The organism is Nitratireductor soli, from assembly GCF_001050155.1.
Taxonomy (GTDB): Bacteria; Pseudomonadota; Alphaproteobacteria; order Rhizobiales; family Rhizobiaceae; genus Nitratireductor; species Nitratireductor soli.
Genome location: NZ_LFVY01000002.1, coordinates 17,383 through 32,459, shown reverse-complemented (window position 1 = coordinate 32,459; position 15,077 = coordinate 17,383). Strand labels below are relative to the sequence as shown.

The following is a 15,077-nucleotide window of genomic DNA, read 5'->3' as shown; positions in this document are numbered from 1 at the left end:
TTGCTCGCTCCCGCCACAAGTCCCGGCAATCGCCGGCCCTGCCGAACAGCGTTTCATCAAATTTTCAGTCGGAGACGGCGATGCCGTTGCCAAGCAGGCTGCGTTGATTCAGGCCTCCGCGTTTCCGCCCGAAAGTCCGAATCCGCAAGCAGCGGACGTGACCTTCGCGCTCACCAATCGGCCACATGATGAAAATATTGGCAAACCGAAATGCCCAATTTCTTCAAATGAATACATGAAACGTTAAGCTGGTATGTATGCTTTATTGAATTTTACATTGCAAATTAATTAAAAATATTAACGTATTGTTTTCTGATTTGTATTTCTCTCCTTATATCTATACTTTGATCTAGAAAAATTTTAGATAAATCTCTCTGTTGATGTTTGTGTTTGATCAACATTTCCGCCGCAAGCTTCCGTCCGAAGAAACATACGGAGATGCGCGTGACAAGCGACTTCGCCACCGTCCGCCAGCATCTGGAACAGGCTTTCCGGCATCTGGATGGCAATGACGAATTCAGCGAGCGCACACGCGCTGCGCTGGACGTTCTGATCGAGGTTGTCACGGCGGCGGAGTTCCGGCGGGTGCCGGCCGAAATCGTCTCGTTCGAATCCTATCGGGCGCAGATGGACCGCCCGTGCGGTCCCGATCTTCGCAGGCGCTCCGGTGAGGCCGAAATTCTTGCCTGACCGCAAGGCGGCGGGTTCGGCTATAGCGTTTTGCAGTCAGGTGGAATCACCCGACGTCCGCACAAACGCGGAAAGACAATGCGATAGACCGGTCCTGCGTTTCCATGAAACGGTGAATCGGTCTAAAGAGTCACGCCGAGAAGCGGCTTGCCTTCGAGCGAGAATTTGCTGCGCAGGTCGCCTGCGCTATAGGCGCAATCGATGCCGAGCCGCTGAAGGTCGTATCTGATGTTGACCTCGTCGAACCGTGCGGCGTGGAACTCCTGATCGGCGTTAAGCAGGTCGAGCAGCGTGCGCGTGCCGAGTTCGAGATACTGCGTGCGGTAGAGATCCCGTGTTTCCTTCATCATCGTCTGCCGCTTCGACAGCGATGCAAGCAGAGCGCGCATGCTGGAGATTTGCCCGGTCGCTTCCGTCAGGCTCCGGCGGACGTCCACCTGCGCCCGCAGCCTGGCGGCTTCCGACGAGCGAAGCGCGTGCCCGGCCGCAGCCTGCCGCGCGCCGGATTCTCCGCCATTGTAGAGGCTGCCGCTGACGTTGAGACCGATCGTATAATCCGGATCGCTTGATCCGATCCGGGTCAGGTCCGTGCCGACCCCGGCATCAAGCGACAGCGTTGGCAGGCTCTCGGCGCGGCTGAGGCCGATCTGTGCGACAGCTGCAGAGCGTTCCGCCTCGGCCTGCATGACGGCAGGCACGCGTGACCAATCCGGATCAGCCGAAGCGCATGCCCTGGATAGCCAGCCAGGTGGGCGGGCACCGCGAGCCATGGTGCCGGGGGTGTCGGTAAGGGCTGCGAGCGCGCTCGTCCAGCGCCGGGACTGCGCCTGGACCTCCAATGTCGTGGCCTCGGCCGCCTGGACCCGCGCCTCCGCCTGAAGCTCGTCGGAGCGCGTGCTTGCGCCCTTGTCGGTGCGCGACCGGACAAGGTCGAGGATCGCGCTGGTGTCCTTCACCTGGTCGCGCGCCACGCCGGCGAGTGCCTGGTTGCGCTGGATTTCAATCGCGGCGTGGGCGGTCTCCCGTATCAACTCGTCGACAGCCATGAGCACCTGGGACTTGCGGCCTGCTTTGCCCGCCGTCGCGATCTGCACGCGCCCGTCCACCTTGCCGAAGTCGTAGATCATCTGCGAGGCGCTGACATCGAGGCTCGGCCCGTAGTCGCCTTCGCGCGAATCGAAGTTCGAATTGACGCCCCAGCTCACGCGCGGGCGATATCCAGCGCGCGCTTCGTTGAGCGCCTCACCCTGCTGGTTGAGCCTGCCGACGGCCTCGGCGACCGAAGGGTGGTACGAAACCGCTCTCTGTACTGCCGTCTCCAGTGTCAGCGGGCCCTTGTCTGCCGGCGGCGGGGTGGACGATGCGGCCGCAGCCGCAGCCTGCGGCTGGGGCTTCGATGCGGCGGGTGCGTCGCGCGTCGTGGACGATACGGTGACCGGGTCGACGGTGTCGGGCTTCGGATTGCCCGCGCAGGCGGATGCAATGGCCGCCGCACTGACAGACAGAATCGCAACCATGCGGCGTGGCTGACGCATCGACGGAACTCCACAAATCGATGTCGAACTAGAGCCACCTGCCAACGCGTAAACTTGAAGGGCCGGCGATGCGCCGGCTACAAAGCCAGCGCATACCAGTTGTAGACCTCATTATGGTTAACCAATCGTTAGCGCTTCCATTGACTGGGAATTCCCAACCGCCCATTCGGCATGGAGCAGGCCATGCTCAATCGCCGGGAGATACGCGATGCGGAGGAGATGGCCGGAGAACCGGTGCGTTCTCAGCAGCATCCGGCCAATGTTCAGGTGCGCCTTCGGAGGCCTGTTGCGTAAACCTGCTCCCATATTCACCTGAGACGGCGCGCCAACCGCCCCCATATCTGCTGTGGTTGCGAACGCCGACCGCCGAGGTCAACCTACCACCGAGAAAGCAGACGGCGTTCCAGGACCTTTTCCAGCGAAGCCATCAGATGCTCCAATGTTGCATCGGGATGACCTCACTGCGGGGCTGTTGCGAAATCATACGGTGAAGCCGCTAAGGCGCTTCGCCCGTGGACGCTTCTTGTGCGAACGCAGGCGCTATCAAAGCGCGCATCAGGACAATTGGCAGGATGAAACACTTCACATGAACGTCGTGATCCTTGACCAGAAGGTGGCCGTTTTCGCGGCAGCGCGCCAGCCCTGCGCGCGGGTCCGCAACAAAGCTGCAGCCGGCGCGCCACGCCGGCTGCAGTGCGCCGGCTATTCGCCCCAGATATCCTTCATCACGCGCAGCCAGTTGCCGCGCATCACCTTCTCCACCGCGTCCTCGCCATAGCCGCGTTTGCGCATCGCTTCCCAGATGGCCGGCGTGTCGGTCAGCGACTGAAAATCGGCGTTGAGGCGTGTCTCGAACACATACCAGTCGCCGAGCACGCCGGTGATCTTCTGGTCGGCGCCATTGGGACCGTAGGATTTGTCCCATTTCTCGGGATCGGGACGCGGCGATTCCACCACGTCGCTGGCAAAGGCGACATGATCGATGCCGCCGACCTTAACCAGGCGGTCGATGTGGTTGAGGTAGTCGTCCATGGTCGGGCGTTCGTCATGACGCACGGCCGGCGACCACATGACGGCGCCGGTCAGGCCGCCGGTCTCGGCAACGCCGCGGATGTGATCGTCCGTCTTGTTGCGCAGGCTGGGGCAGACGGCGAACGCATTCGCGTGGCTGATGACCAGCGGCCGGCCCTTGCTGGCAGCGATGAACGCGCTGGTGGTGCGGTGGCCGCAATGGGACAGGTCGATGATCAGGCGCAGCCGATGCATCTCCTCCAGCCATTCGCGGCCGGCCTCGGTCATGCCCGTATCCTCCGGCCCTTCCTGCGGCGCGCCGCAACCGAAGCGGTTCGGCTTGTTGTAATTGGGCTGCAGGATGCGAATGCCCAGTTCCTTGAAGGTGGCGAGCAGTTTCACATCCGCCTCGACCATGGTCGAATCCTGCGTGCCGAGAATGATGCCGACCCGGTTGGTTTCGGCCGCCTTCTCGATGTCGGCCGCCGTCCTGGCGACGAAGGCGACATCGTCCATCGCCTCGATCACGGCACGCGTCTGCTCGAGGAAAACCAGGCTGTCGACCAGCCCCCCATAGGGACGCAGCGCCGTCAGGTTGATGGCGTGGACGCCGCCCTTCAACGTCTTCTCCATCTGCTCGCGATTGACGCCGGCGCAATTGAGGCCGTCGATGGCCCAGGACTTGGTCATGGCAGTATCTCCGTACTGGTTGCAGTGCTGGAAGTTTCGGATATGCCCGGCGTCTTTTCGCCGGAGCCGCGGTAATTGGCCCACAGGACAAGGGTGTCGCGCCGGCCGGCATTCTTGAACCGGTGCGGGCGGCTGCTTGGAAAGCCGCAGCTGTCGCCCTCGCCAAGCAGATAGGTGCGCCGGTCGACCTCCAGTTCGATACCGCCGGCAATCACGTGGGCAGCCTCGATGCCGCAATGGCTGTAGGGATCCGGCCCACTGGAATCGCCCGGGCCCAGATGGATGAAAAACAGGTCGAGGCCGCGCTGCTCGCCATGCACGGTGAGCAGTTCCTTGCGTCCCCCATCCGGACCGAAGGTAATGGAGCCGCGCTCATGAGCCCGGGTGACGACATGGCCGGAATCCTGATCGCGACCATCGAAGAAATCGGCCACCGCCACATCGAGCGCATCGGCCACCACCGCCAGAACCCGGACGGCGGCGGATGACAGGCCGCGCTCCACCTGGCTCAGGAATCCGACAGAAAGGCCCGCCCTCTCGGCAACCTGACGCAGCGACAGGCCGCGCGCCAGGCGTACGCGCCTCATATGCGCTCCGACGGTCTGATCGGTCGCGCTGTCGTCGGCTCTGGGGGAGCGTTGCGGGGGTGTTGATGCGGGCACGGGAACCTGATGTGAACATGAAACGCCAAGTCAGCATATATGTGAAAATTTGTATTGTAAATTCACTATGGGCGTGTAACTATCATTTATATTCATCATGCAACGAAGCGCAAAGCCTGCTTTCCGCATATCTGAAAGCAGATCGAGCGAAAGTCAGCGCATAAACCCCGAAGAGGGTGCGCCCTGGGAGGACACCATGTCGTTTTGCTGGAAATCCACCGTCGCAGCCGCCGCTTTCTCGACCGCCATCGTCCTGACGCCCGCCGCCGCCACGACGCTGACCATCGCCCAGAATTTCGATCCCCAGACCCTGTGGCCGAACGGCACGACGGCCTCCGACAACCTCAATGCCGGCTCGGCCATCGTCGAATCGCTGTTCTGGCAGGACCCGCGCACCGGCAAGGTGGAGCCCCTGCTGGCGACCGGCTACGAGATGGAGACGCCGACCACGTTCATCCTGCGACTGCGCGAAGACGTCGGCTTCACCAATGGCGAGCCGATGGATGCCGACGCCGTGGTCCACAGCATCGCCATCTTCATCGATCCGGAGAAGACACCCGCCTATGCGCGTGTCGCCGAGCCCTTCGCCGGCGCCGAGAAGATCGACGCGCTGACCGTTCGCGTGACGCTCAAATATCCCTATCCGCCGCTGGAACTGGCGCTCAGCCAGATTCACGTGGTGCCGCCCAAGCTGTGGACCGAAATGGGGCTCGAGGCCTATGGCCAGGCGCCGGTCGGCACGGGCCCCTACAAGCTGACGAGCTGGGCGCGCGACGACAAGCTGGTGATGGAGCGCAATCCCGATTATTGGGGCGAGGCGCCGGTCGGCATAGACGAGATCGTCTGGCGTCCGGTGCCGGACGATGCGGCGCGCTTTGCCGGTCTCGTCACCGGCGAGTTCCAGATCGCCAAGGACCTGTCGGTCTCCGTCGCCCCGGCGCTCGAGGGGCAGGCCGACGTGACACTGGTCCCCGTGCCCAGCTACCGCATCTACCAGATCGGCCTGTCTTCGCTGCCGAAGGACCAGGGGCCGTTGCAGGACAAGCGCGTGCGCCAGGCTGTCAATTACGCCATCGACAAGCAGGCGATCATCGAGAGCCTGTTCTTCGGCAAGGCCGAGCCCCTGCACGGCCAGGTGCTGCGCCAACCGCAGCTCGGCTTCAACCCTTCTGTAGCCGACTATCCGCACGATCCGGAGAAGGCAAAGGCGCTGTTGGCCGAAGCCGGCTATCCCGATGGCTTCTCGATCCCCTTCAAATGTCCGTCGGGTCGCTATGCGCAGGACCGCGAGGTCTGCGAGGCGGTCGCCGGCATGCTGTCAGAGGCCGGCATCAAGGCCGAGATGGTCGCCCTGGAGCCGGGCGAATTCCTGCGCCAGCTGCGCACGATGGAACTGGCGCCGATGTATTTCGTCGGGCTGGCGCCGCAGGACGATCCCTCCTTCCAGGCGTCGCAGTTCCTGTCGGACTGGCGCTACAGCCCCATTGCCAATCCGCAGATGGATGCGCTGATCAACGCGGGCGCGATGGAAATGGACGTCGAGAAGCGGCGCAAGATCTATCAGGATCTGATGGCGCTGATGCATGACGAGGCGCCGATCGCCTTCCTGTATGGCGGCATCGATCTCTACGGCACCACGGCGCGGCTGAAGAATTTCCTGCCGCGCGGCGATGGCCGGATGTATTTCTACGGGGTGACCTTGGACGAATAGGATCCGACGAGGGACCGCGCGCAGGGGAGACGAAGCCGCATGCTGCAGTACATCTTGAGACGGCTGATCCTGACCGTGCCGGTCCTGTTCGGCATCCTGGTCGTCTCCTTCGCGCTGACTCATCTGAGCGGCGATCCGACCGACCTCATCCTGCCGCCGGATGCCACGGACGCGGCGCGCGAAGCATTTCGCAAATTGCACGGACTGGATCAGCCGATCTGGGTGCAGTTCACCCAATTCGCCCTGCACGCCATGCAGGGCGATTTCGGCAACTCCCTGCGCTTCAACGAGCCGGCGCTCAAGCTCGTCATGGACCGCATGGCGGCGACGACCGAGCTGGCGCTGGCAGCGATGGCGCTGACCCTCCTGATCGGCGTACCGTCGGGCGTGTGGGCTGCCTACCGGCGCAACACGCTGGCCGATATCACCGTGCGTGGCACGACGCTGGTCGGTCAGGCGATGCCCTCCTTCTATCTCGGTATCCTGTCGATCATCGTCTTCGCCGTCTGGCTGCGCTGGCTGCCGACCGGCGGGCGCGGCACCTGGTGGCACCTCGTCCTGCCGGCGACCACCTTGTCGTTCCAGCTCATCGCGCTGATCGCCCGCGTCACGCGTTCCTGCATGCTCGACGTGCTCGGCCAGGACTACATTCGCACGGCGCGCGCCAAGGGGCTGGGGGAGACGACGGTGGTGTGGCTGCACGCCCTGCGCAACGCCTTCATCCCGGTTCTCACCGTCATCGGCCTGCAGGTCGGCTTCCTGATGGGCGGCGTGGTGGTGACGGAAACGGTGTTCTCCTGGCCCGGTGTCGGCCGGCTGGCGATCCAGGCCATCTATGCGCGCGACTTTCCGGTGGTGCAGGCAATCGTCTTCCTGTTCGCGCTGATCTTCGTCGTCGTCAACCTGATCGTCGATCTTCTCTACGCGGTGCTCGACCCGCGCATCAGTTATCGCTGAGGAGCCCACCGTGGCCGTATCGCACGAAACCACCGCCAGCCCGACCAGCGAGAGCCAGACGCGGCTGGTGCTGCGTCGACTGTTCGGCAAGAATGCCGTCATCCTGTGCGCTGGCTTCCTGATCGTCTCGATCCTCTGCGCCTTGGCGCCCGGCCTGATCGCCCCGCACGATCCCTATGCGCAGGAGCTGATGCTGCGGCTCAAGCCGCCATCCTTCGTGCAGGGCGGCGTCGACGGCTTCTGGCTCGGCACCGACCATCTGGGTCGCGATACGCTGTCGCGCATCGTCTTCGGCGCGCGTATCACGCTCCTCGTCAGCGTGCTGGCGGTCGCCGTATCGCTGGTGGCCGGCGTTGCCGCCGGGCTGGCAGCGGGCTTTTATGGCGGGCGCACCGACGCTGTCATCCTGCGGCTGATCGACATGCAGCTTGCCTTCCCGGTCATCCTGCTGGTCATCGCCGTCGTCGCCGTGGTCGGTCCGTCGCTGACCAATCTCATCATCATCATGGGCCTGTCCGGCTGGCCGCGTTTCGCGCGCATCGTGCGCGGCGCCGTGCTGTCGGTCCGCGGGCTGGAGTATGTCGAGGCGGCGCGCGCCATCGGCGCCGGGCAGATGCGCATCATGCTGCACCACATCCTGCCCAACATTCTTTCGGCAATCATCGTCTATGCCAGTTTCGAACTGGCGCGCATGATCCTGCTCGAGGCCACGCTGTCGTTCCTCGGGCTGGGCGTGCAGCCGCCAACGCCGACCTGGGGCGGCATGATCAGCGACGGCAAGAACTACATCGCCATCTCCTGGTGGGTATCGCTGTTCCCCGGCCTCGCCATCGGCGCGATCATCCTCGCCTTCAACATCCTCGGCGACGAGCTGCGCGACGCGCTCGACCCGCAGCTCAACCATGAATGACGGAGCCCGGACCATGACGCCACCAACCGCCGCCCTTGCCTATCCGGCCATCGTCGACGGGCTCAATTGCGCCGCGCTGACCCGCGCCCAGTTCGAGCGCACGCTTTCGGGCGGTATCCGCGCCTTCAACCTGACGGCGACGCGGCCGAACACGGATATCGCCGCCTGCATGGGTTCGATCGCCGAACTGCTGCGGATCGTCGCCGAGAACGCCGACCGCGCGCGCATCGTCACCTCGGTCGTCGAGATGGAGAAGGCCGCGGAAGACGGCGTGCTCGGCATCATCATCGGCACGCAGGATTCGACCTTCCTCGACCATGATCCGGAATTGCTGCGCGTCATGCAGCGGCTCGGCATGCGCATCATGCAGCCGGTCTACAACGAGGAAAACCGGTTCGGCTACGGCGCGCTGGCGGATCCGAACGGCGGGCTGAAGGATGCCGGCCGCGCCTGGGTAACGCTGATGAACGAACTCGGCATGCTGATCGACCTGTCGCATTGCGGCTATGCCACGGCGCGCGACGTGCTGGCCGCCTCGCAGGCGCCCGTCATCTTCAGCCACTCCAACGCGCGTACTCTGTGCGACAGCCCGCGCAACATTCCCGACGCGCTGATACGCGCCGCCGCCGAGACGGGCGGCACGGTCGGCGTGACCCTGTGGCCGCCGCTGCTCGGCATCGAGGCACGGCCGACGCTGGAGGATTTCTGCGATCAGGTCGACCACATGATCAGCCGCGCCGGCATCGAGCACGTGGCGCTGGGCAGCGATCTGTCGGAAGCAACCAAGACCCGCGAGGCCTGGCTCAAGCTCTACGGTCCAGAGCCCATCTGGCCGGAGGTCACCGGCATTCTCGGGCCCTGGTACACTTATGAGCAAAAGGCAACCGAGGGCTTTGAAAGCATGGCCGAGGCAGGGCGCCTGATCGACGCGCTGAAGCGGCGCGGCCATGGCGAAGACGCGATCGAGAAAATCATGAGCGGCAATCTTCTGCGTGTCTATCGCGAGGTGTGGGGCGCATGACCGCCACCGCCGCCATGGCAGATGCCGATCGTGACGCGGTGACACGCGACGAGGTGTTGCGGGTCGAGGGCCTGCGGGTCGAACTGCGGGTCGAGAAGGGTGTGCTTGCCGCGGTCGACGATGTCTCGTTTGCGCTCCGGCGTGGAGAGACGCTGGGCATTGTCGGCGAATCGGGTTGTGGCAAGAGCATGACGGCGCTGTCCATCATGGGGCTTCTGCCGCGCCCAATCGGGCGCATCGCAAAGGGCACGGTTTCGCTCGAGGGCGTCGGCGACCTGGCGCGTCTTTCCGATCGCGCGATGAAGCGCGTGCGCGGCAATCATGTATCGATGATCTTCCAGGAGCCGATGACTTCGCTGAACCCGGTCTTCACAATCGGCTTCCAGATATCGGAGGCAATCCGCACCCATGAGCGACTGAGCCGCGAGGCGACGAGAAAGCGCGTCATCGAGATGCTGGAGATGGTCGGCATCCCGTTGCCTGAAATGCGCTACGCCAATTATCCGCACCAGCTTTCCGGCGGCATGCGCCAGCGCGTGATGATCGCCATGGCGCTTGTCTGCCGGCCGCAGATCATGCTCGCCGACGAGCCGACCACTGCGCTCGACGTGACGATCCAGGCGCAGATCCTGAAACTGATGAACCGTCTCAAGGCCGAGATCGGCACATCGATCATCTTCATTACCCATGATCTCGGCGTCATCGCCAAGATGACCCAGCGCGTCCTGGTGATGTATGCCGGCGTGGTGGTCGAGGAGGCGGCGGTGCGCGACCTGTTCGCCCGGCCGCTTCACCCCTACACGGCCGGCCTGCTCAAATCGATCCCCCGCGTCGACCCGGCCGCCGGCCGCCAGCGGCGGCTGCACACGATCAAGGGCGTCGTGCCCAATCTTTTGTCGCTGCCGACCGGCTGCCGTTTTTCCGATCGCTGTCCGGATGTTCACGAACCCTGCCGCAAGTGGGAGCCACCGCTTGCGCCGCCAGACCAGACCGCCAACGGAAGCCGTCAGGTGCGCTGCTGGCTGCACAGAAAGCCACCTGCCTCATGAGCGAACTGTCCCGCATCGAACACACGGCGACCGAGATGCGCTTGCCGGCGCTTCTGGAAGTGCGCGGCCTCAAGCGTCATTTCTTCATCGATGACGGCCTGTTCGCCCGCGAGCGCCGCTCGGTCAAGGCCGTCGACGGCATCGACCTGACGATCCGCTCCGGCGAGGCGCTTGGCCTGGTGGGCGAATCGGGCTGCGGCAAGACCACGCTCGGCCGCAACATCGTGCGCCTCGACAGACCGACCGCCGGGGCGATCCGCTTCGAAGGCATCGACATCGCCACCTTCGACGACAGGCAGCTCAAGCCCTACCGGCGGCAGATCCAGATCATCTTCCAGAATCCCTATTCGTCGCTCAATCCACGGCTGACCGCCGGCAACATGCTGATGGAACCGCTGATGCTGCACGGCATCGGCGAGCCTGCCGCGCGGCGCGACCGCGTGCATGAACTGCTCAGGCTGGTTGGTCTGCGCGCCGAGCATCACGACCGCTACCCGCATGAATTCTCCGGTGGGCAGCGGCAAAGGCTGGGCATTGCCCGCGCCCTGGCGCTGGAGCCGAAGCTGATCGTCTGCGATGAGCCCGTCTCGGCGCTCGACGTGTCGATCCAGTCGCAGATCATCAATCTCCTGCGCGACCTGCAGGAGGAACTGGGCCTGGCGTATCTGTTCATCTCGCACGATCTCAGCGTCGTCGAGCACATGTGCGACCGGGTGGCCGTCATGTATCTCGGCCGCATCGTCGAGACTGCATCGGCCGGCGACCTCTACGCCAAGACCTACCATCCCTACACGCGTGCCCTGCTCTCGGCACTGCCGGTTCCCGATCCGACGGTCGAGACGGAGGAGATCATTCTCGAAGGCAGCGTGCCAAGCCCGGTCAACCCGCCACCCGGATGCCATTTCAGCACGCGCTGTCCGTTCGCCGTGCCAGCCTGTTCCGCAACGACGCCGGAACTGGTCGAGCGCGAACCCGGCCATTTCGTGCGCTGCATAAGGCTCGACGAGATCTCCTGATCTGGCCTCGCATCCGTCCTGCCATTCCTTTCCGTCCTTCAACCACAAAGGAGAACCACATGCCGTTCATCACCATAACCTTCGACAAGGGGCGCTCGACCGACAAGAAGCGCGAGGTGGCCGCCGCCGTCACCGACGCCATCGTCGCGACGCTGGGCGGCGAACGGGATTGGGTGACGATCGTCTTCAACGATGTCGAGCGTGACGATTGGGCAATCGGCGGGCGCCTGCAGATCGACCGCAAGGGGCCGCTCAAGCCGGGCGATCACGGCTGAGCGCAGGCTTCCCCTTAACGGGAGGCCTGCGGCCGGCCGGGGCGCATGTCGGTCAGACCGATGTCGTATTCCAGGCCGGGCGGCAGGACATAGGTGTTGTGCCCGTGTCGGCGGCGGCTGCGGCGCCAGGGGAGGTTCCAGCTCGGGATGATGCTCCACGGCCCCATTGCTTCGCGGCTATCCTTCCAGAAAACGTCGTTCATCGGTTTCTCTCCCGGAGTTCGATAGAAGCTGACTTGATTTATGCCGCGCAGTCTGGTTGCATTTTCCCGGTAACTCCAATCGATTTGCGATGGTCTGACATAAGGAATTTTAATCCATGCGCGATGGAGCTTTGCCACCGCTGGCAGCGCTCAGAGCCTTCGAGGCGGCGGCACGGCACGGCAGTTTCACCAGGGCCGGTGAAGAGCTTGGCATGACCCAGGCGGCCGTCAGCTACCAGATCAAGGTGATTGAGGATCGCGTCGGGACGCCGCTGTTCGTGCGCCGGCCAAGGCAGGTGGTGCTGACGGAGACGGGGCGGCGGCTAGCACCGGCGGTCAGCGACGCCTTCGAACGGCTGGCCGCGGCCTATGCCGAAGCGCGCGGTACGATGCAGACGACCTTGACCATCAGCGTCGCGCAGACTTTCGCCACCAACTGGCTGGTGCAGAATCTCGGCGCATTCCAGATGCTGCACCCGATGCTGGCCGTGCGGCTGGAGGCCACGCAGCACATGGTGGATTTTCAGACAGAGGATGTCGATGCGGCGATTCGCGGCGGGCATGGCCAGTGGACCGGTCTGGCCATGCACAAGCTCCTGGAGGCCAATTTCTCGCCAATGCTGAGCCCGCGACTGGCCGAAACCATCGGCGGCATCGCCAAGCCCGAGGACCTGCTTCGCCTGCCGCTGGTCGAGCCCGGCGATCCCTGGTGGAACCAGTGGTTCGCCGCGGCCGGCGTCGTCACCGACAGCACGAGCGGTCCACCGAGCCCGCGCCTTGGCGTCCAGACTCTTGCGGCGCGCGCGGCCGTCGCCGGCCGCGGCGTGGCCATCCTGACACCGGCGCTCTACCGCGACGAGGTCGCGCAGGGCCTGCTCGTCCAACCATTCGACCTGATCTGCACCGACGGGCTCGGCTATTGGCTGGTTTACCCGGAGGGGCGCCGCAACGTGCCGAAAATCCGCGCCTTCCGCGAGTGGATCACTGGCGCCGTCGCCGAATATGGCGGCGCGGCGGGCACATAAAAAATCCGGGAAGCAGAGCTTCCCGGAACTTTTCCGTTCGCTGCGATACGGCTATTTTTCCTTGAGCTTCATGTCGTGGAAGAAGAAGCGTTGCGCCGTGTTGGTGGCGAAATTCTCCAGCCGGTTCGAGTAGCCGTAGAACTCGCGTGCACCGAACAGAAAGCCGATCACCGCGTCGTCGTGGATGAGCCGTCCGGCCTGCCGGATCGTCTCGGCGCGCTTTTCGGGATCCGTTTCGCTGGCGCTGGCGTCGATCAGCTTGTCCAGCTCGGGATTCTGGTAATAGGAATAGCGCCAGTCGGAGCGATAGAGCGCCAGGCCGAAGCTCGGATCATCCGGTACGCCGATCCCCAATATGCCCATCGGCGTGTATTCGCGGCTGATCAACTGGCGGATGAATTCTCCGGATTCGAGCAATGTCAGGTTGGCCTTGATGCCGACCTTGCCGAGCATGCCGGCAATCGCCTCGCAGGTCTCAAGCCCCTGGGGATAGCGGTTCGACGGGCAGCGGAACTCAAGCTCGAAGCCGTCGGGAAAGCCCGCTTCGGCGAGCAGCGCCTTGGCTTTTTCCGGATCGAAGGGATAGTCCTTCAGCTCAGGGTCATAGCCCGGCTGGCCGGCCAGGATCACCTGGCCGTTGAGCGGCTTTGCCTTGCCGTAATACAGCGCGTCGATGATGCCCTGCTTGTCGATGGCATAGTTGATCGCCTGGCGCACGCGCTTGTCCTGCACGGGGCCGGGGTGCTGGGGCAGCGAGGACAGGATGAGCTGGAAGACGCGCGCCACCTCGCCGGAATAGATGCCAAGCTCTTCGACCGTCTCGATGTCGATGGCGTCGATCGCCGGCAGGTTGATCGCCAGTTCGAATTCGCCGGTCTTCAGACCTGCCGCACGCGCCGTCGATTCGGGCACGGTGCGCCAGACCAGCTTGTCGATCCCCTCGGGATGCTCGCCCCAGTAATCGCCATTCTCGTCCATGACGATGCGATCGTCCTTGACCCATTCGGTCAGCTTGAAAGGCCCGGTGCCGATCGGATGCTGGCCAAATCCCTTGGCATCAACCTCGGCCCAGTATTTGGGCGGCAGGACGAGAATCTGCGCCAGGAGCAGATCGACGATCGGGCTCGGTCGCGACAGGAGCAGCCGCACTGTCGTGGCATCCACCACTTCCGCACGATCGATCATCGGCGCGTAGATGCCGTAGGCGGGGACGAGCTTCGGATCGGCGAAAAGCGTGATGCTGTGCACCACCGCCTCGGCATCCATCGGCTCGCCATTGGTGAAGCGCACGCCTTCGCGCAGCTTGATCAGCAACTCCTTGTCGTTGACCATTTCGTGGCTGAGCGCCAGGTGGGGCTCGATCTTGCCCGACAGCGGATCGTCCATGTACAGCGATTCCAGGATCGCCAGCATGGGGTTGTTGGTGGAGCGGGTGCCGAACAGGTCGGAAGGGTCGAAATCCTGGGCAATGGTCAGCGTCGCCGCCGTTGCCGGCACCGCCGAAACAGCGGCAATCGCAGCGCCGCTCATGCTTAACGCCATCACAAATGCGCGGAGGATCCTGTGCATTTGCCTTCTCCTCTTTTTGAATTGTTTGGATGCTATGAGCAAATTTGTGAATTTACAAACGCTTTTTTCATAGATAAGTATCGAATCACTATTTGATTTTACGAAGGACTTTCGGATGTCGGTGGACACGGAAACACCTGCCCGCACAGACAAGGATTCGCGCGCGCGATCGACGGATCACGTGGTCGGCGAGCGCATCCGCCATCTGCGCCAGGCGCGCGGCATGGCGATCAAGGATCTCGCCACCGGGGCCGGATTGTCCATTGCGCTCATCAGCCAGATCGAGCGCGGCATCTCCTCCGCTTCGGTTCGTGTTCTGGCGAAGCTGGCGGATGGGCTGGATGTGGCGATATCGGATTTGTTCGAGCCGGCGCTCGATGATGCTTCGGCCGACCGCATTGTGGCGCGCGTCGGCGAGCGCCGGCGCATCGACCTCGACCGGACCGGCATCCACAAGGAGCTTCTGACACCGTTCAGCCGCCAGCCGCGCCTCGACCTGTACATGATGACCATCGAGCCGGACGGCTCGTCGAGCGACGAAGCCTTCGTCCACCAGGGCGAGGAGGCGGGCGTCGTGCTGGAGGGCGGCATCGAACTGTTCGTCGACGGCCGCCGCTATGTGCTTGGCGAGGGCGACAGCTTCCGCTTCGCCAGCAACCGGCCGCACCGCTATCTGAATGCCGGGCGCAAGACCGCCAAGGTGATCTGGACGCTCTATCGCGAAAGTGTCGAGTGAGCGAACCGGCGGAGCGC

At 63.8% G+C, this 15,077-nt stretch carries 15 protein-coding genes; 10 read left to right on the top strand and 5 right to left on the bottom strand.

The genetic code is table 11. The features are described from left to right. Positions 1-444: 444 nt before the first annotated feature. The gene (locus tag AB843_RS24750; RefSeq protein ID WP_206412782.1) at positions 445-690 is read left to right on the top strand and encodes a hypothetical protein; all 246 of its coding nucleotides are present in this window, start codon (positions 445-447) and stop codon (positions 688-690) included. A gap of 122 nt (positions 691-812) precedes the next feature. On the opposite strand, the gene AB843_RS02600 is transcribed toward AB843_RS24750, so the two are convergent. The 3 genes from AB843_RS02600 to AB843_RS02590 all read right to left on the bottom strand — a co-directional run bounded on the left by AB843_RS02600 (position 813) and on the right by AB843_RS02590 (position 4,513). Then, positions 813-2,225 (bottom strand): TolC family outer membrane protein, encoded by a 1,413-nt coding sequence (locus tag AB843_RS02600; RefSeq protein ID WP_244467879.1) that lies wholly within the window; start codon positions 2,223-2,225, stop codon positions 813-815. A 702-nt stretch (positions 2,226-2,927) separates the two neighbouring features. Further along, positions 2,928-3,926, bottom strand: coding sequence for a dipeptidase (locus tag AB843_RS02595; protein WP_048645245.1), 999 nt, complete (start codon positions 3,924-3,926; stop codon positions 2,928-2,930). Next, entirely contained in the window at positions 3,923-4,513 is a 591-nt protein-coding gene (locus AB843_RS02590) for a helix-turn-helix domain-containing protein (RefSeq protein ID WP_048645244.1), read from the bottom strand. The genes AB843_RS02595 and AB843_RS02590 overlap by 4 nt, the downstream gene beginning before the upstream one ends. Positions 4,514-4,784: 271 nt before the next feature. On the opposite strand from AB843_RS02590, the gene AB843_RS02585 reads away from it, so the two are divergent. The 7 genes from AB843_RS02585 to AB843_RS26250 are packed head-to-tail and all read left to right on the top strand — an operon-like array spanning position 4,785 to position 11,527. Beyond that, entirely contained in the window at positions 4,785-6,299 is a 1,515-nt protein-coding gene (locus AB843_RS02585) for an ABC transporter substrate-binding protein (RefSeq protein WP_048645243.1), read from the top strand. Between the two features lie 39 nt (positions 6,300-6,338). Continuing rightward, positions 6,339-7,256, top strand: coding sequence for an ABC transporter permease (locus AB843_RS02580; RefSeq protein ID WP_048645242.1), 918 nt, complete (start codon positions 6,339-6,341; stop codon positions 7,254-7,256). A gap of 10 nt (positions 7,257-7,266) precedes the next feature. After that, positions 7,267-8,166 carry an ABC transporter permease gene (locus AB843_RS02575; RefSeq protein WP_206412772.1) on the top strand — a complete coding sequence of 300 codons (900 nt, stop codon included), beginning with the start codon at positions 7,267-7,269 and terminating at the stop codon, positions 8,164-8,166. 13 nt (positions 8,167-8,179) lie between these two features. Then, positions 8,180-9,187, top strand: a complete 1,008-nt coding sequence (locus AB843_RS02570; RefSeq protein WP_048645240.1) for a dipeptidase — start codon at positions 8,180-8,182, stop codon at positions 9,185-9,187. Beyond that, positions 9,184-10,236 (top strand): ABC transporter ATP-binding protein, encoded by a 1,053-nt coding sequence (locus AB843_RS02565; protein ID WP_244467878.1) that lies wholly within the window; start codon positions 9,184-9,186, stop codon positions 10,234-10,236. The genes AB843_RS02570 and AB843_RS02565 overlap by 4 nt, the downstream gene beginning before the upstream one ends. Next, the gene (locus tag AB843_RS02560; protein WP_425286790.1) at positions 10,233-11,252 is read left to right on the top strand and encodes an ABC transporter ATP-binding protein; all 1,020 of its coding nucleotides are present in this window, start codon (positions 10,233-10,235) and stop codon (positions 11,250-11,252) included. The genes AB843_RS02565 and AB843_RS02560 overlap by 4 nt, the downstream gene beginning before the upstream one ends. Further along, positions 11,150-11,527, top strand: a complete 378-nt coding sequence (locus AB843_RS26250) for a tautomerase family protein (protein ID WP_280136274.1) — start codon at positions 11,150-11,152, stop codon at positions 11,525-11,527. The genes AB843_RS02560 and AB843_RS26250 overlap by 103 nt, the downstream gene beginning before the upstream one ends. A 14-nt stretch (positions 11,528-11,541) precedes the next feature. Here the strand turns inward: AB843_RS26250 and AB843_RS02550 are convergent, their stop codons facing one another. Then, positions 11,542-11,730 (bottom strand): hypothetical protein, encoded by a 189-nt coding sequence (locus tag AB843_RS02550; RefSeq protein ID WP_048645238.1) that lies wholly within the window; start codon positions 11,728-11,730, stop codon positions 11,542-11,544. Between the two features lie 116 nt (positions 11,731-11,846). Between AB843_RS02550 and AB843_RS02545 the strand changes: the two genes are divergently transcribed. Next, the gene (locus AB843_RS02545; RefSeq protein ID WP_048645237.1) at positions 11,847-12,755 is read left to right on the top strand and encodes a LysR substrate-binding domain-containing protein; all 909 of its coding nucleotides are present in this window, start codon (positions 11,847-11,849) and stop codon (positions 12,753-12,755) included. Between the two features lie 51 nt (positions 12,756-12,806). Here AB843_RS02545 and AB843_RS02540 read toward each other — a convergent pair whose 3' ends face one another. Next, a complete protein-coding gene (locus AB843_RS02540) occupies positions 12,807-14,285 on the bottom strand; it encodes an ABC transporter substrate-binding protein (RefSeq protein WP_048645236.1) in 1,479 nt (492 codons plus the stop codon). A 154-nt stretch (positions 14,286-14,439) separates the two neighbouring features. Between AB843_RS02540 and AB843_RS02535 the strand changes: the two genes are divergently transcribed. Next, positions 14,440-15,060 (top strand): helix-turn-helix domain-containing protein, encoded by a 621-nt coding sequence (locus tag AB843_RS02535; protein WP_048645235.1) that lies wholly within the window; start codon positions 14,440-14,442, stop codon positions 15,058-15,060. Positions 15,061-15,077 lie beyond the last annotated feature (17 nt).

Excerpts from the sequence above, each read along its gene's own strand:
- AB843_RS02600 (WP_244467879.1), bottom strand. The coding sequence starts at position 2,225 with ATGCGTCAGCCACGCCGCATGGTTGCGATTCTGTCTGTCAGTGCGGCG.
- AB843_RS02595 (WP_048645245.1), bottom strand. The coding sequence starts at position 3,926 with ATGACCAAGTCCTGGGCCATCGACGGCCTCAATTGCGCCGGCGTCAAT.
- AB843_RS02590 (WP_048645244.1), bottom strand. The coding sequence starts at position 4,513 with ATGAGGCGCGTACGCCTGGCGCGCGGCCTGTCGCTGCGTCAGGTTGCC.
- AB843_RS02585 (WP_048645243.1), top strand. The coding sequence starts at position 4,785 with ATGTCGTTTTGCTGGAAATCCACCGTCGCAGCCGCCGCTTTCTCGACC.
- AB843_RS02580 (WP_048645242.1), top strand. The coding sequence starts at position 6,339 with ATGCTGCAGTACATCTTGAGACGGCTGATCCTGACCGTGCCGGTCCTG.
- AB843_RS02570 (WP_048645240.1), top strand. The coding sequence starts at position 8,180 with ATGACGCCACCAACCGCCGCCCTTGCCTATCCGGCCATCGTCGACGGG.
- AB843_RS02565 (WP_244467878.1), top strand. The coding sequence starts at position 9,184 with ATGACCGCCACCGCCGCCATGGCAGATGCCGATCGTGACGCGGTGACA.
- AB843_RS02560 (WP_425286790.1), top strand. The coding sequence starts at position 10,233 with ATGAGCGAACTGTCCCGCATCGAACACACGGCGACCGAGATGCGCTTG.
- AB843_RS02550 (WP_048645238.1), bottom strand. The coding sequence starts at position 11,730 with ATGAACGACGTTTTCTGGAAGGATAGCCGCGAAGCAATGGGGCCGTGG.
- AB843_RS02545 (WP_048645237.1), top strand. The coding sequence starts at position 11,847 with ATGCGCGATGGAGCTTTGCCACCGCTGGCAGCGCTCAGAGCCTTCGAG.
- AB843_RS02540 (WP_048645236.1), bottom strand. The coding sequence starts at position 14,285 with ATGAGCGGCGCTGCGATTGCCGCTGTTTCGGCGGTGCCGGCAACGGCG.
- AB843_RS02535 (WP_048645235.1), top strand. The coding sequence starts at position 14,440 with ATGTCGGTGGACACGGAAACACCTGCCCGCACAGACAAGGATTCGCGC.